Below are 23718 nucleotides of genomic sequence, written 5' to 3'. Positions count from 1 at the left end.
GTGCGGCCCGACAAGACCACGACTGCTGAACAGGAGAACAAGCAGATGGCCAAGCACAGCAAGGCGTACCGCGCCGCGGTCGAGAAGATCGACGCAGACAAGCTCTACGTGCCGCTCGAGGCCGTCCGACTGGCCCAGACCACGTCGACGACCAAGTACGACGCGACCGTCGAGGTGGCCTTCCGCCTCGGTGTCGACCCGCGCAAGGCGGACCAGATGGTCCGCGGCACGGTCAACCTGCCCCACGGCACCGGCAAGACCGCCCGCGTCATCGTCTTCGCGACGGGCGAGCGCGCCGAGCAGGCCCGTGCGGCCGGCGCCGACGAGGTCGGTGGCGACGAGCTCATCGACAAGGTCGCCAAGGGCTACACGGACTTCGACTCCGCCGTCGCGACGCCGGACCTCATGGGCAAGGTCGGTCGACTGGGCAAGGTCCTGGGCCCGCGCGGTCTCATGCCGAACCCGAAGACCGGCACCGTGACCATGGACGTCGCCAAGGCCGTCGCCGACATCAAGGGCGGCAAGATCGAGTTCCGCGTGGACCGTCACGCGAACCTGCACTTCATCATCGGCAAGACCTCGTTCTCCGACGTCGCGCTGGTGGAGAACTACGCCGCGGCGCTCGACGAGATCCTGCGTCTGAAGCCGTCGTCCTCGAAGGGTCGCTACATCGCCAAGGCGACCATCTCGACGACGAACGGCCCCGGCATCCCGCTGGACCAGAACAAGACGCGCAACCTCACCTCTGAGGACGACGCGGCCTGACGCTGCCCGCACCGTACGACGAAGGCCCGATCCCCCCTGCGGATCGGGCCTTCGTCGTTGTGCCCGGCCGGTCGTACGCCCGATCCCCCCTGCGGATCGGGACTACGCCTGCGGCGCGCCGGCCAGCACCGTGCGGGAAGCAGCGCCCGCACGGGACTCGCTGGACCGAGCACCGGTCGCCACACCCAGCAGGGCGAGCGGCCGGCTCCACAGCCCGGACAACCAGGCCAGCGCCTCGTCGTCCGGCTCCGTCAGGACGGCGAGCTGAGCGGTCCACTCGACGGCGGTCGTCAGCGTGCGGGCGACCGCCATGTGCCGAGACGGCAGCGCGTCGCCGCCATGGGCGCGGTACCGGCTGACGAACGTCGCCGCGGGGTCGATGCCCCACCGCGGGTCGAGCGCCGGGCCGAGCGCCACCGCGAGCCAGTCCGCCACGGTCGCGACGTCCCACCGCGGGTCGCCGAGCACCCCCCGGCACGGCGACCCGTCGGCTCCGTCCAGGTGCGCGCGCACGAACCCGTGCTCGCGCTCGACGACGACCACGTCACCGTTGGGGTCGCCGTGCGTGCTCTGCACGGCCGACCACCCGAGCCGCGTCCGCTCCAAGGCGTGGGCGACGCCCGGGTGGGCGCGCACCGCCCAGACCGGCCCCGCCTCGGGGGCGACCTCGTCGAGCCACAGCGGCAGGCCGTCCTCCAGCACCCACGGCAGGACCGGGGGTGCGTCGGTGATCGGGACTCGGGCGCGGTGGAGGTCGACGAGCGCGCTGGCCCAGGCGCCGAGCAGCGCGACGAGGTCCGAGCGGAGCCGGGGCGTCGCTCCGTGATCGTGCATGCGCTCGACGACGTCCTCGAGCTCGCGCACGAGCGGGCGCCGGTCGATGCCGTGCGTGCTCGTGCTGCTCGGGACGACGTGCAGCGCGGGGCGGCGCTCGACGAGTCGCAGGTCGGTCATGGCCTCGGGGCCCTCTCGGTCGTGGTCATCGATCGGCGTGGTGAGGGACCGGGCTCAGCGCCCGCGGGTGACCGCGGCGACGTAGCCGGCCCAGAACGCCTCGCGGAGGCGGAGGCTCGCGACGAGCCGTGCACGTGCCTCCGGAGAGGTGGCGGTCGCGCGGAGGGCCTCGGTGAAGGGCTCGGTGAAGGGTTCCGTGAACGGTTCGGTGAACGGGTCCGCTCCGAGGGCCTCGGTGAACGGTTCGGTGAAGGGTTCCGTGAACGGTTCGGTGAACGGGTCCGCTCCGAGGGCCTCGGTGAACGGTTCGGTGAAGGGTTCCGTGAAGGGCTCGGTGAACGGGTCCGCTCCGAGGGCCTCGGTGAAGGGCTCGGTGAATGGTTCGGTGAAGGGTTCCGTGAACGGTTCGGTGAACGGGTCCGCTCCGAGGGCCTCGGTGAAGGGCTCGGTGAAAGGTTCGGTGAACGGCTCCGTGAACGGGTCGCTGGTGACGGCCTCGGTGAAGGGCTCGGTGAAGGGCTCGGTGAAGGGCTCGGTGAACGGCTCGGTGAACGGCTCGGTGAACGGCTGGGCGTGCGCCGCCGCACCCGACCGCGTCGCGCCGTTGGCGGCCGAGGCCCGCGTGGCGGGACCCGCTCCGGGGCGCTCGCCGGCGGCCCGCTGCCCACCTGCGGCGCTCGTCTGCCGCGGCTCGCCCGCGTCCCACGCCCGTGCAGCCCGGCGCGCAGGGCGCCGCCGACGAGCTCCGTACGCCGCCGAGATCGGCGGCAGCAACGCCCCCCACCCGCCGACCGCGGGCGTGCGGGGCGCCCGCCTGCGCGCCTCGGCGATCGCGCGCGCCCGCTGGACGCTGAGGACGTCGATCCCCAGCGTGTCCAGCACCACGGCGATCGGGCTGGCGACCGCGAAGCTGCCGTCGTCCTCGCCCGCCCACAGCAGTGCGACCACGCGCCCCTGCTCGTCGACCACCGCGGACCCGGAGTCGCCGCCCGCGGAGAACGCCCCGCCGTCGGCGACCGGCTCGATCCGGACCTGCTCGCGCAGCGTGCGCCACCCGATGCCGGGGCCGAAGTCGACGGACGTGGTGTAGTCGGTCGAGGTGACGGTGCCGGTCCGCAGGCCGGTGGTGCGGCCGGCCTTACGGACGGTGATCCCCTCGGTGGCCGTCGTCGACCCGGTGACCGGACCGATCCCGACGATGCCGGGCAGCCAGGGGGCACCCGGGGCGAGCGCGACCACGGCGGCGTCGATCCGGTCGGTCAGGGTGCCGCGGACCAGCGCGCCGATGCGGTCGCGGTGCGGGTCGCCGCCGTCGGCGAGGGCCGGCTGGACCCACGTGCTGCCGAGGTCCTCCAGGCCGTCGCCGGCCGCGACGTGCCAGTTGGTCAGGCCGAACGTGCGTCCCGTGTGACGCTCGACGACCAGCACGCCGAGCGTGCCGTTCACCGTGCGCCGCTGGGCGATCCCGTCGACCGGGATCGTCACGACGTCCGCGGGCCCGAAGCTCAGCCCGCCGGCCAGCGGCCGGGTGCGGAGCCGGGTCGGGGGTGCCTCGGCGGTCTCGTCGGTCGCGTGCTCCTGGACCGACAGCGCCGAGACGCGGTGCTCGACCACGTCCGTCGGGATCCCCGCGAAGCTCGAGGGGATGCGGTCGGTGTCGTCGAGCTCGTCGTCGCCGCGCTTCGCCGTGACGTGCACGACGATGGCCTGGCGCCCGGTCGGCGCGCCCCCGGACCACTTCTCGCCGATGTCGACGCCGATCACGCCGGGTCGGGCCAGCAGCGCGTCCTCGACGCTGCGCTTCGTCGGACGGATCTGGTCGCGCGTGAGGTCCGCGCTCTCCTGCTCACTCATCTCGGGCGTCTCCTGGTGGATCGGGCTCGAACGGGTACCGGACGTGGCATCTCAGCGTGGCCGCGGCACCCGGTCAAGAGCCGCGCGATACGGCCCAGATACACGCGAACGGGTGAATGTCGGGACCGATGTATCAGGGCGCCGGATGCCGTGCTCCTTCCCGGCGTCCGGAGCAGGCGAGCGTCGGCCGGCGGCCACCGTGAGGTGCGCCGTCGACGGTCCTTGTCCGGTATGTGAGGGCCGCCCTACTCTGACGGGGGCGGCCGCCCGACGAGCCTGCTGTGAGGGGTCCATGATGAGTGACGACCTGGTGGAGCCGGTGGACACCGCGCTCCGCAACCAGGGGGAGGGGCTCGCCGACCAGGCAGCCCGTGCGGTGCTCGCCTATCGCGAGGGCGAGCGTGCCCCGCTCGCCGCCCTCGTCCACGTCATGACGCCGCTGCTGTGGCACACGGTCCGTGCGCAGGGCACGGACAAGGAGCAGGCCGAGGACATCGTCCAGAACGTCTGGCTGACACTCGTCCGCGACATCGACCAGATCCGCGACCCCCGCGCGACCCTGCAGTGGATGCTCGTCACCGCCAAGCGCTCGGCGTGGCGCACCGTGCGTCGCAGCCGCGACGAGCAGGTGCGCCAGACGAACGACGAGCACGCGACCGAATGGCTCACGACCCCTGCGGAGGACCGGCCGGACAGCGTCGCGGTCCGCACCGAGCGGGACGAGGCGCTGTGGGGGCACGTCAGTGCGCTGCCCGACCGGTGCCGCAAGCTGCTCGGCCTCGTCGCGATGGTCGAGCGCCCCGACTACGCCGTCGTCTCCCAGGCACTCGGCATGCCCGTCGGCAGCATCGGCCCGACCCGCGGCCGTTGCCTCGCCAAGCTGCGCGCCTCACTCACCGCCGACCCCACCTGGAGCCTGTCATGAGCCACGACGACGCGACCCTCGCCCTGCTGGCCGCCGGCACGCTCGACGCGACGGACCGGGTCATCTTCGAGGACCTCGCCCGGATGGTCGAGCTCGCAGACCCGGTGCCGGCAGGCCTGGTCGACCGCATCGGCATGGCCCTGACGATCGAGGCCCTGCACGCCGAGGTGGCCGAGCTGCGCCTGGTCGGCGAGCCGGCGCTCGCGGTGCGGGCCGACGAGACCAGCATCGAGGCCGGCACCATCACGTTCACGACCGACGTGCTCACCGTGATGATCTCCGTGCGTCCCGAGGCCGGTCACGTGCGGGTCGACGGCTGGGCCGCGCCGGCCGAGGAGATCGAGGTCGAGCTGCACCAGGGGGGCGACGTCACCGTCACGGTCTCCGACGAGGACGGCAGGTTCTCGTTCGTCGACGTCGACCGTGGTCCCGCGCGGCTCGTGCTGCGTCGGCCCTCCGACCCCACCGTCCCGGTGGTCACCCCGCAGATCGAGCTCTAGGCGCACATGTCCCCTTCGCACGGCCCGGCAGCGGCCGGACCGGCATCCCTCGACGCCGTCGTCGGGGTGGTGGGGCGCGCCGAGACGGACAACGCGGAGGGGCGACCCGAGCGCGCGCGGCGGCGGCTGCACGGCGCGCTCGCGGCGCTCGACGGCATCGACCCCAGCAACCGGGTCCGCTCCGTGGTCCGGGTGCGAGCGCGAGCGCTCACCGAGCTCGTCAAGAGCGAGGCCGAGACGGGGACGCGCACCCGGACGGCCGCCGAGCGGCTCGACGAGATGGTCGAGACCGGTGCCGGTGAGGTGTGGCCCGGCCTGCAGCCCGCGATCGACGGCACCCGCGGGCTGGCCGCGCTGCGGGCCGGACGGCACGACGAGGCACTGCAGCTGCTCAGCGCGGTGATCGACGCGATCGACGTGGCCGACCCGGTCGACGGCTGCCGGGCGCTGCTCAACCGCGGCGTGCTGCACATCGAGCGCCGCGAGCTGTCAGCCGCCCGTGCGGACCTGGGGGAGTGCGCGCGGCGGGCCCGGCAGGCGGGCTTCGACCGGCTGCTGTTCAAGGCCGAGCACAACCTCGGCTACGTGCACTTCTACGCCGGGCACCTGCCCGAGGCGCTCGCCCAGATGGAGGCCGCGGCCCGCACGCTCCCCGGCCCGCCCCGACCCACGGCCCTGCGTGACCGCAGCGACGTGCTGCTCGAGGCAGGGCTGGTGGGCGTCGCCGACGCGACCCTCGCCGAGGCGGCCGCGATGTTCGCCGCCGAGCGGCTGACGCGCGACGTGGCCGAGTGCGAGCTGGGACGCGCGGAGTGCGCGCTGCTGCGCGGCGACCTCGAGGCCGCGCGGGCGTTCGCCGCGTCCGCCCGACGACGCTTCCGGCGGCGCGGCGACGAGGCCTGGGCCGTGCGCGCCACGCTCCTGTCCCTGCAGGCGGACGCCGCCGCGTTCGCGACGTCCCCGACCGACGCGCGCACCCGCACGGCCTGGGCGGGGCTGTCACGGCGGGCCGCCGTGCTTGAGGACCTGTGCGCCGCGACCGGGCGACGCGTCTGGCAGGACGCCGCCTCGTACGTCCGCATCGAGGCCGACCTGGCCCGTGGCGCCGTGCCTGACCCGGCGGGGCTGCTCGAGGCCCTCGGGCCGGTGCGGACGGACGACCCGCTCGCGGTGCGCCTGCACGGCCGCCGCATCCGCGCGGTCCTGGCGATCGCCGCCGACGAGCCCGGCCGTGCGGCACGCTACGTCCGCGCAGGTCAGCGCGACCTGGAGAACCACCGCGCCCGCTTCGGCTCGCTCGACCTGCGCACCGCGGGCGCCGTGCACGGCACCGCGCTGGCCGACCTCGACATGCAGCTCGCGCTCTCGAACGCGCGCCCGGCGGCCGTGCTGGAGGCGGCCGAGCGCGTGCGGTCGGTCATCGGCGGGTCCCCGCGGGTGAACCCGCCGAGCGACCCCGAGACCGCCGAGCTCCTGTGGGACCTGCGCCGGCTCATCGACGCGGGCCGCGAGGCGCCGGACCTGCCCGCCTCGGACCCGGTCCGCGTGCGGCACGTGCGCGAGGCGCAGCGGCTCAAGCACGAGATCCTGGCGCGGTCGTGGCACGAGCGCGGCAGTGCGCGCGAGGAGCGCGCGGCCCGCACGGCCGAGGTGCGCCGGACCGTCGAGCGCCGGGCGGGCAGCGTGCTGCTCGACGTGCTCGAGCACCGCGGAGAGCTGCTCGCCGTGCGGGTCGACGACTCGGGCTCGACCCTGCACACGCTCGGCCCGGCGGCCGACGTGGCCGAGGAGGTGCGCCGTGTGCACGCCGACCTGGAGGTCCTCGCCAACCCGCTCGTGCCGGCCGACCTGCGCGCGGTCGCGAACCGGTCTCTCGACCGCAGCCTCGCGCACATCGAGGCCCGCCTGGCGCCCGCGCTGCTGGCGCCCGACGAGCTGGTCGTCGTCGCTGCCGGCTGGCTCGGCGTCCTGCCCTGGTCGATGCTGCCGTCGCGCAGCGGACGGCCGACGGTCGTGGCGCCGTCGGTGCACCACTGGATGCGCTACGCCGGCAGCGCGGCGGGGCGCCCCACCCACGTGAGCGCGGCCGCAGGCCCGGGCCTCCGGCACGCCGAGGCGGAGGTCACGGAGATCGGTCAGCTGTGGCCCGACGTGGAGGTCGTCGTGGGCGAGGACGCGACCGTGGCCCGGATGGTCGAGCTGCTGGCGTCCCCGGGGATCGTGCACCTGGCGGCGCACGGGCGGCACGAGCCGGACAACCCGCTGTTCTCCTCGGTCCGGCTCGCCGACGGGCCGCTGTTCGCCCACGAGCTGGACATGGGCGGTGCCGTGCCGGACCTCGTCCTGCTCTCGTCGTGCGAGGTGGGACGCGCCAGCATCCGTGCTGGTGGGGAGGCGCTCGGGCTCGCCAGCGTGCTGCTGCGCACGGGCGTCGGGTGCGTCGTCGCCGCGCTCGCCCCGCTGCCCGACGAGACCGCGCTGCGGGTCATGACGCGCACCCACGCCCTGCTGCGCGACGAGGTCCCGATCGCCACGGCCGTCGCGACCGCCACGCACGAGGCCCGCGAGGCGACCGGGGCGCTCGTGCCCCTGATCTGCTTCGGTGCGCCCGTGTGACGTCGTCAGCCGCCGTGGCCCGCGTGGCCCGCGTGGCCGCCGAGGCCGGGGAAGCCCGGCAGCCCGTGCGACCCGTGCGGCTGGGCGTGCGCGCCGGCATCGGTCGACGCGAGCCCGGGGACGGTGAGCGAGGCGACCGCCAACGCACCGACGGCCAGGAGGCCGAGGCGGCCCAGCGGGTGCGACCGGGCGGACGGGTTCGCGGCGCTCGTCGTCGTGCGCGTCGCGACGGCCACGAGGACCGCGGCCAGCAGCTGCAGCCCGACGGCGGTGAGCTCGGCCGCGCCGAGCGTGCCGACCGCCGGGGCGGCGAGCACCCACCCCACCGCGCCGCCCAGCAGGACGCCGAGGGTCGTGCGGGGCAGCGGGAGCGGGCCGCGCATCGCGGCCAGGGACCACACGAGCTCGGCGACGCCGAGCCCCAGGAGCGCTGCGCCGACGACGGGGTGCGCGGTGACGTGCTCCGCGCCGAGGGCGAGCAGGACGAGGCCCGCGCCGAGCGCGGCGAGCGACGCCCACGAGCGTGCGACGAAGGTCGCGGTCCGCTCGTCGTCGGCGAACGCCACCGTGCTCGGACGCGGGCCCGTGCTCATGCTCGTGCCGTGGTGGCCGACGTGCGGGCAGCCTTGTCGGCGCCCAGGCCGACGCCCAGCAGCAGGATCGCGCTGGCGAAGTGCAGCACGTTGTCGGCGCCGTTGAGGGCGATGATGTTGGCGCCCGAGCCCACGAGGAACAGGCCGACGACGCCGACCAGCAGGTAGACGGCCCCGACGGTCGTGTTGACCGCCTTCGACGCCGGCACGGACCGGGTCGCCGCGATCAGCAGGGCGGCGCCGATCAGCAGGTGGATGACGTTGTGCAGCGGGTTGACGTCGAAGATGATCAGGGCCTTGCCGTCGGTCCCGGCGAACGCGACACCCGAGGTGACGAAGAAGCCGGCGACGCCGACGAGGAGGTAGACGGCGCCGAAGACGGCTCCGATGACGCGGTTCGGTGACTGGCTCATGGTGGGCACCCTTTCGGGGTCGGGATCGTGTACGCCCCGGGTTCGGTGCCCCGCTCCCTGCGGATGGGTCCACCCGGCGATTTGGTCGTCGGCCCGGCCTCGCGTACTGTTGCTCCCGCCCAAGACCGCCGGTTGTCGGCCCGATTCGTCGGACCGCCCGAAGTCCCGCACAGCGGGAGCCAGCGCAGGTGAGAGTTCAGCCCCCGGACCAGTCCGGATGCCGAGCCCCGCGCCTGCGCGGGGCTCTTTCTACGTTCGGGGCCAGGAGCCGGTGGCACCACCACTGGAAGGATTGCCATGGCGAGGCCGGACAAGGCAGCCGCAGTCGCAGAGCTCACGGACAAGTTCCGCGAGTCGAACGCGGCCGTGCTGACCGAGTACCGCGGGCTCACCGTCGCGCAGCTCAAGAAGCTCCGCGTCGCGCTCAGCGGCAACGCAACCTACGCCGTGGTGAAGAACACGCTGACCGCGATCGCGGCCAAGGAAGCTGGTCTGACCGGCCTCGACGACGCGCTCGCGGGCCCGTCGGCGATCGCCTTCGTCACCGGCGACCCGGTCGAGGCCGCCAAGGGACTGCGTGACTTCGCCAAGGCGAACCCGGCACTGGTCATCAAGGGCGGTGTCCTCGACGGACGCGCCCTGACCGCTGCCGAGGTCACCAAGCTCGCGGACCTCGAGTCGCGCGAGGTTCTGCTGGCCAAGGCGGCCGGCGCGATGAAGGGCAAGCTCTACCAGGCTGCCTACGCCTTCACCGCGAACACCGCCCAGGCCGCCCGTGTCATCGATGCCCTGCGCCAGAAGCAGGACTCGGAAGCCGCAGCTGCCTGATCCCGGCACCCGCCGAGATCGCGCGACCGCGCACACCCACACCCTGCTGAGGCCGGCACACCACACCGCCGCCTGGCACCGAAGAAAGGAACGCCTCTCATGGCGAAGCTCAGCACCGACGAGCTCATCGAGCAGTTCAAGGGCCTCACCCTCATCGAGCTCTCCGAGTTCGTGAAGGCGTTCGAGGACGTCTTCGAGGTCACCGCGGCCGCCCCGGTCGCCGCGGCCGCCCCTGCCGCCGGCGGCGCCGGCGCGGACGCCCCGGCCGAGGAGGAGAAGGACGCGTTCGACGTCATCCTCGAGGCCGCCGGCGAGAAGAAGATCCAGGTCATCAAGGAGGTGCGCGCGCTCACGTCCCTCGGTCTCAAGGAGGCCAAGGACCTCGTCGACGCCGCCCCCAAGGCCGTCCTGGAGGGCGCGAACAAGGAGACCGCCGAGAAGGCCAAGGCGCAGCTCGAGGGCGCCGGCGCGACCGTCACGCTCAAGTGATCTGAGCTCCGGCCTGCCGGAGCGCACGGAAGCCCGCACCCCCCAGGGGGTGCGGGCTTCCGCAGTTTCACGGCCTCCGCACGTCGAGCCAGGACCCGCGCGGGCGGGTCGGAGTTTCGCGCGACGGGTGGCGTGTGTCACCATGGCGACCGACGACGAGGGAGTCGTCCAAGGGCGGTGACGCCCGGGTCGCTGGCGGTCGTCCGTGCCGGGTGGACTTTCCCCGGCGGGCTGCGTATGCTAGCGCTTTGCGCTGGCCTGTGCCCGCGATCCCGTATAACCCGAGCCCTCACACGTCGTACGTGCGCGACGTGGAGTGCTGCGAGGCCGGGGGGTCGTGATCCGCCGGGACCCCGCGCTGCGTGCAAACGAACTGCAGGGAAGGACCCCTCTTGGCTGCCTCGCGCACCCCTTCTGCTCCGTCCGCCGACGCCGTTGCGAACCGCACCGCATCACGTCGCATCTCCTTCGCCAAGATCCACGAGCCGCTCGAGGTCCCCGACCTCCTCGGTCTGCAGACCGAGAGCTTCGACTGGCTGCTCGGCAACGAGCGCTGGCAGGCCCGCGTGGCCGCCGCTCTCGAGGCCGGCCGCCAGGACGTTCCCGGGACCGCCGGCCTGGAGGAGATCTTCGAGGAGATCTCCCCGATCGAGGACTTCGGCGGCACCATGTCGCTGTCGTTCCGCGAGCACCGCTTCGAGCCGCCGAAGTACACGGCCGAGGAGTGCAAGGAGAAGGACTTCACGTTCGCCGCCCCGCTGTTCGTCACCGCGGAGTTCGTGAACTACACCACCGGTGAGATCAAGAGCCAGACCGTCTTCATGGGCGACTTCCCGCTCATGAGCGAGCGCGGCACGTTCATCATCAACGGCACCGAGCGCGTCGTCGTCTCGCAGCTCGTCCGCTCGCCGGGCGTCTACTTCGAGCGCACCGCGGACAAGACGTCCGACAAGGACATCCTCACGGCGAAGGTCATCCCGAGCCGCGGAGCCTGGCTCGAGTTCGAGATCGACAAGCGCGACAACGTCGGCGTCCGCGTCGACCGCAAGCGCAAGCAGAACGCCACCGTGCTGCTCAAGGCGCTCGGCATGAGCGAGGCCGAGATCCGCGAGGAGTTCGGCGCGTTCCCCGCCGTCATCGACACCCTCGAGAAGGACCACGTCCAGACGCAGGACGAGTCGCTGCTCGACCTCTACCGCAAGATCCGCCCGGGCGAGCCGCCCACGGTCGAGGCCGGTCGCGCGCTGCTCGAGAACTTCTACTTCAACCCGAAGCGCTACGACCTCGCGAAGGTCGGCCGCTACAAGCTGAACAAGAAGCTGGGCATCGACGTCCCTCTGGCCGACTCGGTCCTGTCGCTGGCCGACGTGGTCGCGACGATCAAGTACCTCGCCGCGCTGCACGCCGACGTCGTGACCCTGCCGGGCACGCGTGCCGGCGAGGCCGTCGAGGTCCGCGTCGAGCCCGACGACATCGACCACTTCGGCAACCGTCGCATCCGCGCGGTCGGCGAGCTCATCCAGAACCAGGTCCGCACGGGCCTGTCCCGGATGGAGCGCGTCGTGCGCGAGCGCATGACGACGCAGGACGTCGAGGCGATCACGCCGCAGACCCTGATCAACATCCGCCCCGTGGTGGCGTCGATCAAGGAGTTCTTCGGCACGTCGCAGCTCTCGCAGTTCATGGACCAGAACAACCCGCTCGCCGGCCTGACGCACAAGCGTCGTCTGTCCGCGCTGGGCCCGGGTGGTCTGTCCCGTGACCGCGCCGGCATGGAGGTCCGCGACGTCCACCCGTCGCACTACGGCCGCATGTGCCCGATCGAGACCCCTGAGGGCCCGAACATCGGCCTGATCGGCTCGCTCGCGACCTACGGACGGATCAACCCGTTCGGCTTCGTCGAGACCCCGTACCGCAAGGTCATCAAGGGCAAGGTCAGCGACGAGGTCCAGTACCTCACCGCCGACGACGAGGACCGCTTCGTCATCGCCCAGGCCAACGCGCCCCTCAAGGCCAACGGCCACTTCGAGGAGGACCGCGTCCTGGTCCGCGTCAAGGGCGGCGAGATCGAGTACGTCGCCGGCGAGAACGTCGACTACATGGACGTCTCCCCGCGCCAGATGGTGTCGGTGGCCACGGCCCTGATCCCGTTCCTCGAGCACGACGACGCCAACCGCGCCCTCATGGGTGCCAACATGCAGCGCCAGGCGGTGCCGCTGGTCCGTTCCGAGGCGCCGTACGTCGGCACCGGCATGGAGCGCCGCGCGGCCATCGACGCGGGCGACGTCATCGTCGCGAGCAAGCCCGGTGTGGTCACGGAGGTGTCGGCCGAGCTCATCACCATCGCGAACGACGACGCCACCACCACGACGCACCGCGTCGCGAAGTTCCGCCGCTCGAACCAGGGCACCAGCTACAACCAGCGCGTGCTGGTCGACGCCGGCGCCCGCGTCGAGCCCGGCTCGGTGCTCGCCGACGGACCGGCCACGGACGAGGGCGAGCTCGCGCTCGGCCGCAACCTGCTGGTCGCGTTCATGTCGTGGGAGGGCCACAACTACGAGGACGCGATCATCCTGTCGCAGCGCCTCGTGCAGGACGACGTGCTGTCCTCGATCCACATCGAGGAGCACGAGGTCGACGCGCGCGACACCAAGCTCGGCCCCGAGGAGATCACGCGGGACATCCCGAACGTCTCCGAGGAGGTCCTCGCGGACCTCGACGAGCGCGGCATCATCCGCATCGGTGCCGAGGTCGCGGCCGGCGACATCCTCGTCGGCAAGGTCACGCCCAAGGGTGAGACCGAGCTGACCCCGGAGGAGCGCCTGCTCCGTGCGATCTTCGGTGAGAAGGCGCGCGAGGTCCGCGACACGTCGCTCAAGGTGCCCCACGGCGAGTCCGGCACGGTCATCGAGGTCCGCACGTTCAGCCGCGACGACGGCGACGAGCTGCCCGCCGGCGTGAACGAGCTGGTCCGCGTCTACATCGCCCAGCGCCGCAAGATCACCGCGGGCGACAAGCTGGCCGGCCGTCACGGCAACAAGGGCGTCATCTCGACGATCCTGCCGCAGGAGGACATGCCGTTCCTCGCGGACGGCACGCCGGTCGACATCATCCTCAACCCGATGGGTGTCCCGGGGCGCATGAACGTCGGCCAGGTGCTGGAGGTCCACCTCGGGTGGATCGCCGCGCAGGGCTGGGACATCTCCCTGGCCACCGAGGGCGACCTGTCCTGGAAGGACAACGTCCCCGCCATCGCCGCGAGCAGCGGGCCGGGCAACCCGGTGGCGACGCCGGTGTTCGACGGCCTGCAGGAGAACGCCCTGACCGGGCTGCTCTCGAGCACGCTGCCCAACCGCGACGGCGTCCGCACCGTCGGGGGCGACGGCAAGGGTCTCCTCTTCGACGGCCGCTCCGGCGAGCCGTTCCCGGAGGCCGTCTCGGTCGGCTACATGTACATCCTCAAGCTGCACCACCTGGTCGACGACAAGATCCACGCACGCTCGACCGGCCCGTACTCGATGATCACGCAGCAGCCGCTGGGTGGTAAGGCGCAGTTCGGTGGTCAGCGGTTCGGTGAGATGGAGGTGTGGGCCCTCGAGGCGTACGGCGCTGCCTACACGCTCCAGGAGCTCCTCACCATCAAGTCCGACGACGTGCCCGGCCGCGTCAAGGTCTACGAGGCGATCGTGAAGGGGGAGAACATCCCCGACTCGGGCATCCCCGAGTCCTTCAAGGTCCTCCTCAAGGAGATGCAGTCGCTGTGCCTGAACGTCGAGGTCCTGTCCTCGGACGGTGTCTCCATCGACATGAAGGACAACGACGACGAGGTCTACCGCGCAGCGGAGGAGCTCGGCATCGACCTGTCGCGCCGGCCGAACGCCAGCAGCATCGAAGAGATCTGACGCCGAGCCCCGCCGCCCTGCCTCACGGGTGGGCGGCGGGCGCCCGCACCCCTTGCACCATTTCCGTCCGCCGGCACGAGCCGGCAAGCGAAGGAAGTAGGACCCCCCTTGCTCGACGTCAACGTCTTCGACGAGCTGCGTATCGGCCTTGCCTCGGCCGACGACATCCGTGCCTGGTCGCACGGCGAGGTGAAGAAGCCCGAGACCATCAACTACCGGACCCTGAAGCCGGAGAAGGATGGCCTGTTCTGCGAGAAGATCTTCGGTCCCACCCGGGACTGGGAGTGCAACTGCGGCAAGTACAAGCGCGTGCGCTTCAAGGGCATCATCTGCGAGCGCTGCGGCGTCGAGGTGACCCGCTCGAAGGTCCGTCGTGAGCGCATGGGCCACATCGAGCTCGCCGCGCCCGTCACGCACATCTGGTTCTTCAAGGGTGTGCCCTCGCGACTGGGCTACCTGCTGGACCTCGCCCCGAAGGACCTCGAGAAGGTCATCTACTTCGCGGCGTACATGATCACCTGGGTCGACGTCGACGGTCGGCACGAGGACCTCCCCAACCTCCAGAACGAGATCGACCTGGAGCGCAAGGAGATCTCGGACCGCCGCGACAACGACGTGAACACCCGCGCCACGAAGCTCGAGGCCGACCTGGCCGAGCTCGAGGCCGAGGGTGCCAAGGCCGACGCGCGCCGCAAGGTCCGCGACTCGGCCGAGCGGGAGATGGCGCAGATCCGCAAGCGTGCGGACCTCGAGATCGACCGCCTGGACAACGTCTGGGACCGCTTCAAGAACCTCAAGGTCGCCGACCTCGAGGGCGACGAGCTGCTCTACCGGTCCCTGCAGGACCGCTACGGCAACTACTTCGAGGGCTCGATGGGCGCCGCGGCGATCCAGAAGCGTCTCGAGGCCTTCGACCTCGAGGCCGAGTCCGACTCGCTGCGCGAGATCATCAAGACGGGCAAGGGCCAGCGCAAGACGCGTGCCCTCAAGCGTCTGAAGGTCGTCAACGCGTTCCTCACGACGAGCAACTCGCCCACCGGCATGGTGCTCGACGCCGTCCCCGTCATCCCGCCGGACCTGCGTCCGATGGTCCAGCTCGACGGTGGCCGTTTCGCGACGTCCGACCTGAACGACCTGTACCGCCGCGTGATCAACCGCAACAACCGGCTCAAGCGCCTGCTCGACCTGGGTGCGCCGGAGATCATCGTCAACAACGAGAAGCGGATGCTCCAGGAGGCCGTCGACTCGCTGTTCGACAACGGCCGTCGTGGCCGTCCGGTGACGGGTCCGGGCAACCGCCCGCTCAAGTCGATCTCCGACATGCTCAAGGGCAAGCAGGGCCGGTTCCGCCAGAACCTGCTCGGCAAGCGCGTCGACTACTCGGGCCGTTCGGTCATCGTCGTCGGCCCGCAGCTCAAGCTGCACCAGTGCGGTCTGCCCAAGCAGATGGCCCTGGAGCTCTTCAAGCCGTTCGTGATGAAGCGCCTCGTGGACCTCAACCACGCGCAGAACATCAAGTCGGCCAAGCGGATGGTGGAGCGCGCGCGCCCCGTCGTCTGGGACGTCCTCGAAGAGGTCATCACGGAGCACCCGGTGCTGCTCAACCGCGCACCCACGCTGCACCGTCTCGGCATCCAGGCGTTCGAGCCCCAGCTGGTCGAGGGTAAGGCCATCCACCTGCACCCGCTCGTCTGCGCCGCGTTCAACGCGGACTTCGACGGTGACCAGATGGCCGTGCACCTGCCCCTGAGCGCGGAGGCGCAGGCCGAGGCCCGCATCCTCATGCTCTCGAGCAACAACATCCTCAAGCCGTCGGACGGCCGTCCGGTGACCATGCCCTCGCAGGACATGATCATCGGTCTGTACCACCTGACGTCCGACCGGAACGACGCCCTGGGCGCCGGTCGCACGTTCAGCTCGGTGTCCGAGGCGATCATGGCGTTCGACCAGCACAGCCTGGACCTGAACGCCGTCGTCCGGATCCTCTTCGACGACCTGGTGCTCGCCGCCGAGGACGCGCCCGAGGGCTGGTCCGAGGGCGAGCCGCTGGTCTACGAGACGACGCTGGGCCGCGCGCTCTTCAACGAGCTGCTGCCCGTCGACTACCCGTACGAGAACGGGGTCGTCGACAAGAAGCGCCTCTCGGTCATCGTCAACGACCTCGCCGAGCGCTACCCGAAGGTCGCCGTCGCGGCGTCCCTCGACGCGCTCAAGGAGGCCGGCTTCCGCTGGGCCACCCGCTCGGGTGTCACCATCGCGATCTCCGACGTGGCCACGCCGTCCGGCAAGGCCGCGATCCTCGAGGACTACGAGGGTCGGGCTGCCAAGGTGCAGGGCCAGTACGAGAAGGGCCTGATCACCGACGACGAGCGCCGCCAGGAGCTCATCGAGATCTGGACCCGTGCGACCGAGGAGGTCGCCGACGCGATGCGCAAGTCCTTCCCGGACCGCAACACCGTGTACCGCATGGTGGGCTCGGGTGCGCGTGGTAACTGGATGCAGGTCCGTCAGATCGCCGGTATGCGCGGCCTCGTGGCGAACCCGAAGGGCGAGATCATCCCCCGCCCGATCAAGTCCAACTACCGCGAGGGCCTGTCCGTCCTCGAGTACTTCATCGCCACGCACGGTGCCCGCAAGGGTCTGGCGGACACCGCTCTGCGGACCGCCGACTCGGGCTACCTCACGCGTCGTCTGGTGGACGTCTCGCAGGACGTCATCGTCCGCGAGGAGGACTGCGGGACCGAGCGCGGCCTGAGCATGCCGATCGGCGTGGCCGGGACCGACGGTCTGCGTCGTCACGACAAGGTCGAGACGAGCGTCTACTCGCGCACGCTGGCCACCGACGTCGAGGTGGACGGCGAGATCGTCGGCCACGCCGGCGACGACGTGGGCGACGTCCTGCTCGACCGTCTGCTCGAGGGTGGTGTCGACGCGCTCAAGGTGCGTTCGGTGCTCACCTGCGAGTCGCGCGTCGGCACCTGCGCCAAGTGCTACGGCCGTTCGCTGGCCACGGGCAAGCTCGTCGACATCGGCGAGGCCGTCGGCATCATCGCGGCCCAGTCGATCGGTGAGCCCGGCACGCAGCTGACCATGCGTACCTTCCACACCGGTGGTGTGGCGTCGGCCGACGACATCACGCAGGGTCTGCCCCGTGTCCAGGAGCTCTTCGAGGCCCGCACCCCCAAGGGTGAGGCGCCGATCGCGGAGTACTCGGGTGTCGTGACGATCGAGGAGGGTGACCGCTCGCGGCGCATCCTGCTCACGCCGGACGACTCCGAGATCGAGCCCGTGGCCTACCCGATCACCAAGCGCTCGCGCCTGCTCGTGCAGGACGGCGACCGCGTGACGGTCGGCATGTCGCTCGTCCAGGGCGCCGTGGACCCGAAGAAGGTCCTGCGGATCCTCGGCCCGCGCAAGACGCAGGAGCACCTGGTCGACCAGGTCCAGGAGGTCTACCGCTCGCAGGGCGTGGACATCCACGACAAGCACATCGAGGTCATCGTGCGGCAGATGCTGCGTCGCGTGACCGTGCTGGACTCGGGCACGACCGACCTGCTCCCCGGCGAGCTGGCCGAGCGTGGCCGCTTCGAGGACGCGAACCGCAAGGCCGTGTCCGAGGGTGGCCAGCCGGCCTCGGGCCGTCCGGAGCTCATGGGCATCACGAAGGCGTCGCTCGCGACGGACTCGTGGCTGTCCGCGGCCTCCTTCCAGGAGACGACGCGCGTCCTCACCGAGGCCGCGATGTCGGGTCGGTCCGACCCGCTGCTGGGCCTCAAGGAGAACGTCATCCTCGGCAAGCTCATCCCCGCTGGTACGGGCCTGCCCCGCTACCGCAACATCGCGGTGGAGCCGACCGAGGAGGCCAAGGCCGAGCTGTACCCGACCTTCGGCTACGACGAGATCGACTTCCCCGCCCTGGGCCTCGGCTCGGGCGACGCGATCCCGCTCGAGGACATCGACTTCGGCGACTTCCGCTGATCTCGTAGGTCTGCTTCTCCCCGAGGGGGTCCACCGTCCGCGGTGGGCCCCCTCGGGCCGTTCGTCCCTGGTGCACCACAGGGGCAGGGGCGTAGCCTGGAGGACGTCCTCTGCCCACGAATGGCCCTCGGCCGTCGCGCTGGTCAGCCACTTTGACGCCCTCCGGGGCGGCAGGTAACGTTGGACACCGTGCCCGCGCCGTCGGGCCCTCGTGCGTGCACTCGCGCCGGACTCGTCCGGTGGGTGCGCCGGGGTGGAGAACCGTCCACCGAGCGTCGTCGATCTGGCCAGGGAGACCTGGCAGGACGTCAGCGCCGGAGAACGGGGCGACACGCCCGGGCGCGGGGGTCGGTTCGGGACTCCAGACAGACCGAGGCAGCCGCGCGACGGGCGGCACTCCTCGAACATGCCGGCCGTCCAGGGTGACGGGATCCGGTCGACCAGAGCTCATCCAACAGACGGAGACGTAGTGCCTACGATCCAGCAGCTGGTCCGCAAGGGCCGGCAGGCGAAGACGAACAAGTCGAAGACGCCTGCCCTCAAGGGCAGCCCCCAGCGACGCGGTGTGTGCACCCGCGTCTACACCACGACCCCGAAGAAGCCGAACTCCGCCCTCCGCAAGGTCGCGCGCGTTCGCCTCTCGAGCCAGGTCGAGGTCACGGCGTACATCCCGGGTGTCGGTCACAACCTGCAGGAGCACTCCATCGTGCTCGTGCGCGGTGGCCGCGTGAAGGACCTCCCCGGTGTCCGTTACAAGATCGTCCGCGGCGCCCTCGACACGCAGGGCGTCAAGAACCGCAAGCAGGCGCGTAGCCGCTACGGCGCGAAGAAGGTGGGCTGATGCCTCGCAAGGGTCCGGCCCCGAAGCGGCCGCTGATCGTCGACCCCGTCTACGGGTCCCCGGTCGTCACGCAGCTGATCAACAAGATCCTTCTCGACGGCAAGAAGTCCGTCGCCGAGGCGATCGTCTACGGCGCCCTCGAGGGCGTGCGTGAGAAGACGCAGGGCGACCCGGTCGTCGTGCTCAAGCGCGCGCTCGACAACGTGCGCCCCTCGCTCGAGGTGCGCTCGCGCCGCGTCGGTGGCGCGACCTACCAGGTCCCCGTCGAGGTCCGTCCGGTCCGCCAGACGACCCTCGCGCTGCGCTGGCTCACCGACTACTCGCGCGCTCGCCGCGAGAAGACGATGACCGAGCGTCTGATGAACGAGATCCTCGACGCGTCCAACGGCCTCGGTGCCGCGGTCAAGCGTCGTGAGGACATGCACAAGATGGCCGAGTCCAACAAGGCCTTCGCGCACTACCGCTGGTAACACCAGCCCGGTCGCCGCGGCCCGCCTGCGCAAGCGGGCGGGCCCGCGGGACCACCTACGCCAACCGATAAGGGGCAACTCACGTGGCACTGGATGTGCTGACGGACCTCACGAAGGTCCGCAACATCGGCATCATGGCTCACATCGATGCCGGCAAGACCACCACCACCGAGCGGATCCTGTTCTACACCGGGGTCAACTACAAGATCGGTGAGACGCACGACGGTGCGTCGACGATGGACTGGATGGAGCAGGAGCAGGAGCGCGGCATCACGATCACGTCCGCCGCGACGACCTGCTACTGGAAGAACAACCAGATCAACATCATCGACACCCCGGGCCACGTGGACTTCACGGTCGAGGTCGAGCGCTCGCTGCGCGTCCTCGACGGTGCCGTCGCCGTGTTCGACGGCAAGGAGGGCGTCGAGCCCCAGTCGGAGACCGTCTGGCGTCAGGCCGACAAGTACGACGTCCCCCGCATCTGCTTCGTCAACAAGATGGACAAGCTGGGCGCGGACTTCTACTTCACGGTCAAGACGATCGTCGACCGCCTCAAGGCCAAGCCGCTGGTCATCCAGCTGCCGATCGGTGCCGAGAACGACTTCATCGGCGTCGTCGACCTGGTCGAGATGCGCGCGCTCGTGTGGCGCGGCGAGACGGCCCTGGGCGAGAAGTACGAGGTCGAGGAGATCCCCGCCGACCTCGTCGAGAAGGCCGACCAGTACCGGGCCGAGCTCCTCGAGGCCGTCGCCGAGACCGACGACGAGCTGCTCGAGAAGTTCCTCGGTGGCGAGGAGCTGACGGTCGCCGAGATCAAGTCCGGCATCCGCAAGCTCACCGTCGCGAGCGAGGCCTACCCGGTCCTGTGCGGCTCGGCGTTCAAGAACAAGGGCGTCCAGCCCATGCTCGACGCCGTCATCGACTACCTGCCGACGCCCCTGGACGTCCCGGCTGTCGAGGGCCACGACATGAAGGACCCCGAGCTCGTCGTCGAGCGCCACCCCGACTCGACGGAGCCGTTCTCGGCCCTCGCGTTCAAGGTCGCCTCGCACCCGTTCTTCGGCAAGCTGACCTACGTCCGGGTCTACTCCGGCAAGGTCTCGCAGGGTGCCCAGGTGCTCAACTCGACCAAGAACAAGAAGGAGCGCATCGGGAAGCTCTTCCAGATGCACTCCAACAAGGAGAACCCGGTCGAGGACGCCACCGCCGGCCACATCTACGCCTTCATCGGCCTCAAGGACGTCACCACCGGTGACACCCTGAGCGACCCGTCGGCGCCGGTCGTGCTCGAGTCCATGACGTTCCCGGAGCCCGTCATCGACGTGGCCATCGAGCCGAAGACGAAGGGCGACCAGGAGAAGCTCTCCATCGCCATCCAGAAGCTCGCCGAGGAGGACCCGACCTTCCGCGTCAAGCACGACGAGGAGACCGGCCAGACCGTCATCGGCGGCATGGGCGAGCTCCACCTCGACATCCTCGTCGACCGCATGCGGCGCGAGTTCAAGGTCGAGGCCAACGTCGGCAAGCCGCAGGTCGCGTACCGCGAGACGATCCGCCGCACGGTCGAGAAGATGGACTACGTCCACAAGAAGCAGACCGGTGGATCGGGCCAGTACGCCAAGGTGCAGATGAGCTTCGAGCCTCTGGACCCGGCCGAGGGCGAGCTCTACGAGTTCTCGAACAAGGTCACCGGTGGCCGCATCCCGCGCGAGTACATCCCGTCTGTCGACGCGGGTATCCAGAGCGCGATGCAGCTCGGCGTCCTGGCGGGCTTCCCGCTGGTGGGCGTCAAGGCGATCCTTCTCGACGGTGCCGCGCACGACGTCGACTCCTCGGAGATGGCGTTCAAGATCGCGGGCTCGATGATCCTCAAGGAAGCGGTCCGCAAGGCTGACCCGGTTCTCCTGGAGCCGGTCATGGCCGTCGAGGTCCGTACCCCTGAGGAGTACATGGGCGACGTCATCGGCGACATCAACTCCCGTCGCGGCATGATCCAGTCCATGGAGGACGCAACCGGCGTGAAGGTCATTCGCGCGCAGGTGCCCCTCTCCGAGATGTTCGGTTACGTCGGCGACCTGCGTTCCAAGACGCAGGGCCGTGCGGTGTACTCGATGCAGTTCGACAGCTACGCCGAGGTTCCTCGGAATGTTGCCGAGGAGATCATCAAGAAGACCCGGGGCGAGTAGTCCCACAGGTCGAACCCTGTAGTTCCATCACATAAACCGACCCGTAGGACAGCACGCCTGGCAGGTACCGTCCGGTACCGGCAGACGGGCAATCTCTACCAAGTCCTGAGGAGGACACCCAGTGGGCAAGGCGAAGTTCGAGCGGACGAAGCCGCACGTCAACATCGGGACCATCGGTCACGTCGACCACGGCAAGACGACGCTGACCGCCGCGATCTCGAAGGTGCTGCACGACAAGTACCCCGACCTGAACCCCTTCACGCCTTTCGACGAGATCGACAAGGCGCCTGAGGAGAAGCAGCGCGGCATCACCATCAACATCGCGCACGTGGAGTACCAGACGGAGAAGCGTCACTACGCTCACGTCGACGCTCCCGGTCACGCGGACTACATCAAGAACATGATCACGGGTGCGGCGCAGATGGACGGCGCCATCCTCGTGGTCGCGGCGACCGACGGCCCGATGGCCCAGACGCGCGAGCACGTCCTGCTCGCCCGTCAGGTCGGCGTGCCCTACCTGCTCGTCGCGCTGAACAAGACCGACATGGTCGACGACGAGGAGATCCTGGACCTCGTCGAGATGGAGGTGCGTGAGCTCCTCTCCGCGCAGGGCTTCGACGGCGACGACGTCCCCGTCGTGCGCGTCTCCGGCCTCAAGGCCCTCGAGGGCGACCCGGTCTGGGTCAAGTCCGTCGAGGACCTGCTGGACGCTGTCGACGAGAACGTGCCGGACCCCGTCCGCGAGATCGACAAGCCGTTCCTCATGCCGATCGAGGACGTCTTCACGATCACCGGTCGTGGCACGGTCGTCACCGGTCGCGTCGAGCGCGGCGCGCTCAAGGTGAACGAGGAGGTGGAGATCGTCGGCATCAAGGAGAAGGCGATCAAGACCACGGTCACCGGCGTCGAGATGTTCCGCAAGCTGCTCGACTACGCCGAGGCGGGCGAGAACGTCGGCCTGCTGCTGCGTGGCACGAAGCGCGAGGAGGTCGAGCGCGGCCAGGTCGTCGTCAAGCCCGGCTCGATCACGCCGCACACGGAGTTCGAGGGCCAGGTCTACATCCTGGCCAAGGACGAGGGTGGCCGTCACAACCCGTTCTACGGGAACTACCGCCCCCAGTTCTACTTCCGTACGACCGACGTCACCGGCGTCATCACGCTGCCCGAGGGCACCGAGATGGTCATGCCCGGCGACAACACGGAGATCTCCGTCACGCTGATCCAGCCCATCGCCATGGAGGAGGGCCTCGGCTTCGCCATCCGTGAGGGTGGCCGCACCGTCGGCTCGGGCAAGGTCATCAAGATCATCAAGTGATCCGAGCCCCTCGGGGCACTGATCCACCGGGAGGGCCCGGGTGCTTCGGCACCCGGGCCCTCTCGTCATCCCTGAACTGAAACGTTGAGGTCCGGGTGCGGGCCCGCGCGCAGGTCGGTACCGTCGGCGCTCGTGACCATCGACACCGAGCCTGCCCGCCGCGCCCACCGTCCTGACCGCTCGTCCCGCACAGGCTGGGTCGTCGTCGCCGTGTGCGTCGTCGTCGCGGTGGTGATCGCCCTGGTGGCCACGCACCCCTGGTCCGACGACGACCCGTCGGACGCTGCCGGCGGACCGGCGACGCAGGAGGCGGCGACGGTCGCCCGCGGGACGGCTGATGCGTCGACCCTGACGATCGCGGGCAGCGCCCAGGCCCTGCAGGTCACGGCCGACGCGGACGACGACGACCTGCTGCGCGCGGACAGCGACGGCAACGCCCAGCCCACCGCCGACGGCGACCGCCTGCAGCTGAACGGCGGGCTGGTCCACCTGCGGCTCGCGCCCGACGTCGCCTGGACCCTCGCGATCACCGAGGGCATGGACACCGTCGACGTCAACCTCACGGGCGGCCGGCTCGCGGCGCTGGAGCTGCGCGGGGGAGCGCGCCTCATCACGCTGACGCTGCCGAAGTCGGACGGCGCGGTGACGATCGACCAGGCCGCCGGCGCGCAGGACCTCGTCGTCCACCTGCCGCAGGTCACGGGCGCTCGGGCGAGCGTCACGTCCGGCGTCGGCACCGTGCTGATCGACGGGAAGTCGACGCAGGGCGTCGGCGCGGGGACCGACCTCGAGACCGACCCGCTGGGCGACGACTACTACCAGCTGAAGATCGGCGGCGGCCTGGGCACCCTCAGGGTCGACCACCCGGACACCCAGTCCCGCTGACCGGCCCGGCGCCCGCGGGTCGGGCACGGGGGAGCGGGCCGGGGGGCCGTGGCCCGACGGGTCGGTGCCGCTGTGCGCGAGATCACGGCGATCGCGGGCCAGGGTGTGACGGAGGCGATTGGCCTTTGGGTGGGGCGTCTGGCAGACTGTACAAGTTGCCCGCTGAGGTGGCGCGTTCGTGCGCGCTCGACCAGCAGGGCTGAC

At 70.7% G+C, this 23718-nt stretch carries 17 protein-coding genes; 13 read left to right on the top strand and 4 right to left on the bottom strand.

The genetic code is table 11. The annotated features are described in order from the left end of the window. The first annotated feature begins 45 nt into the window (after positions 1-45). The gene (rplA, locus tag EDF34_RS05905) at positions 46-765 is read left to right on the top strand and encodes a 50S ribosomal protein L1 (protein WP_123370334.1); all 720 of its coding nucleotides are present in this window, start codon (positions 46-48) and stop codon (positions 763-765) included. A 102-nt stretch (positions 766-867) separates the two neighbouring features. Here rplA and EDF34_RS05900 read toward each other — a convergent pair whose 3' ends face one another. Both EDF34_RS05900 and EDF34_RS05895 read right to left on the bottom strand, forming a co-directional pair. Beyond that, positions 868-1719 (bottom strand): hypothetical protein, encoded by an 852-nt coding sequence (locus EDF34_RS05900; RefSeq protein ID WP_123370333.1) that lies wholly within the window; start codon positions 1717-1719, stop codon positions 868-870. Positions 1720-1773: 54 nt separating this feature from the next. Beyond that, a complete protein-coding gene (locus EDF34_RS05895) occupies positions 1774-3573 on the bottom strand; it encodes a peptidase S32 (protein WP_123370332.1) in 1800 nt (599 codons plus the stop codon). Positions 3574-3868: 295 nt separating this feature from the next. On the opposite strand from EDF34_RS05895, the gene EDF34_RS05890 reads away from it, so the two are divergent. From EDF34_RS05890 to EDF34_RS05880, 3 genes are read left to right on the top strand one after another with little or no spacing between them, the layout of a single operon-like run. Further along, entirely contained in the window at positions 3869-4498 is a 630-nt protein-coding gene (locus tag EDF34_RS05890) for an RNA polymerase sigma factor (protein ID WP_233575197.1), read from the top strand. Further along, entirely contained in the window at positions 4495-4998 is a 504-nt protein-coding gene (locus EDF34_RS05885) for a carboxypeptidase regulatory-like domain-containing protein (protein WP_123370330.1), read from the top strand. The genes EDF34_RS05890 and EDF34_RS05885 overlap by 4 nt, the downstream gene beginning before the upstream one ends. A 6-nt stretch (positions 4999-5004) precedes the next feature. Beyond that, on the top strand, positions 5005-7614 hold the full coding sequence (locus EDF34_RS05880; RefSeq protein WP_123370329.1) for a CHAT domain-containing protein: 2610 nt from the start codon (positions 5005-5007) through the stop codon (positions 7612-7614). A 5-nt stretch (positions 7615-7619) separates the two neighbouring features. On the opposite strand, the gene EDF34_RS05875 is transcribed toward EDF34_RS05880, so the two are convergent. Then, on the bottom strand, positions 7620-8207 hold the full coding sequence (locus tag EDF34_RS05875; RefSeq protein WP_123370328.1) for a hypothetical protein: 588 nt from the start codon (positions 8205-8207) through the stop codon (positions 7620-7622). Further along, complete coding sequence (locus tag EDF34_RS05870) at positions 8204-8620, bottom strand: DUF4383 domain-containing protein (protein ID WP_123370327.1); 417 nt, start codon at positions 8618-8620, stop codon at positions 8204-8206. Before EDF34_RS05870 ends, EDF34_RS05875 begins: the two co-directional genes overlap by 4 nt. A gap of 297 nt (positions 8621-8917) precedes the next feature. On the opposite strand from EDF34_RS05870, the gene rplJ reads away from it, so the two are divergent. The 9 genes from rplJ to EDF34_RS05825 all read left to right on the top strand — a co-directional run bounded on the left by rplJ (position 8918) and on the right by EDF34_RS05825 (position 23514). Next, positions 8918-9448, top strand: a complete 531-nt coding sequence (gene rplJ, locus EDF34_RS05865; RefSeq protein ID WP_118765717.1) for a 50S ribosomal protein L10 — start codon at positions 8918-8920, stop codon at positions 9446-9448. A 99-nt stretch (positions 9449-9547) separates the two neighbouring features. After that, the gene (rplL, locus tag EDF34_RS05860; protein ID WP_123370326.1) at positions 9548-9937 is read left to right on the top strand and encodes a 50S ribosomal protein L7/L12; all 390 of its coding nucleotides are present in this window, start codon (positions 9548-9550) and stop codon (positions 9935-9937) included. Positions 9938-10329: 392 nt separating this feature from the next. Beyond that, positions 10330-13839, top strand: coding sequence for a DNA-directed RNA polymerase subunit beta (gene rpoB, locus EDF34_RS05855; protein WP_123370325.1), 3510 nt, complete (start codon positions 10330-10332; stop codon positions 13837-13839). Between the two features lie 108 nt (positions 13840-13947). Next, positions 13948-17817, top strand: coding sequence for a DNA-directed RNA polymerase subunit beta' (locus tag EDF34_RS05850; protein ID WP_123370324.1), 3870 nt, complete (start codon positions 13948-13950; stop codon positions 17815-17817). Between the two features lie 469 nt (positions 17818-18286). Next, a complete protein-coding gene (rpsL, locus tag EDF34_RS05845; protein ID WP_013770160.1) occupies positions 18287-18658 on the top strand; it encodes a 30S ribosomal protein S12 in 372 nt (123 codons plus the stop codon). Beyond that, the gene (gene rpsG / locus EDF34_RS05840) at positions 18658-19128 is read left to right on the top strand and encodes a 30S ribosomal protein S7 (RefSeq protein WP_118767709.1); all 471 of its coding nucleotides are present in this window, start codon (positions 18658-18660) and stop codon (positions 19126-19128) included. Before rpsL ends, rpsG begins: the two co-directional genes overlap by 1 nt. An 83-nt stretch (positions 19129-19211) precedes the next feature. After that, positions 19212-21314 carry an elongation factor G gene (gene fusA / locus EDF34_RS05835; RefSeq protein ID WP_123370323.1) on the top strand — a complete coding sequence of 701 codons (2103 nt, stop codon included), beginning with the start codon at positions 19212-19214 and terminating at the stop codon, positions 21312-21314. Positions 21315-21435: 121 nt separating this feature from the next. Then, complete coding sequence (tuf, locus tag EDF34_RS05830) at positions 21436-22629, top strand: elongation factor Tu (protein WP_123370322.1); 1194 nt, start codon at positions 21436-21438, stop codon at positions 22627-22629. Positions 22630-22761: 132 nt separating this feature from the next. Further along, on the top strand, positions 22762-23514 hold the full coding sequence (locus tag EDF34_RS05825; protein WP_123370321.1) for a hypothetical protein: 753 nt from the start codon (positions 22762-22764) through the stop codon (positions 23512-23514). Positions 23515-23718: the final 204 nt, after the last annotated feature.

The organism is Cellulomonas sp. PhB150 (assembly GCF_003755175.1).
In the GTDB taxonomy this organism is placed as follows: domain Bacteria; phylum Actinomycetota; class Actinomycetes; order Actinomycetales; family Cellulomonadaceae; genus Cellulomonas.
Note: the sequence above shows the minus strand (reverse complement) of the source record. Positions and strands in the feature narration are given on the sequence as shown.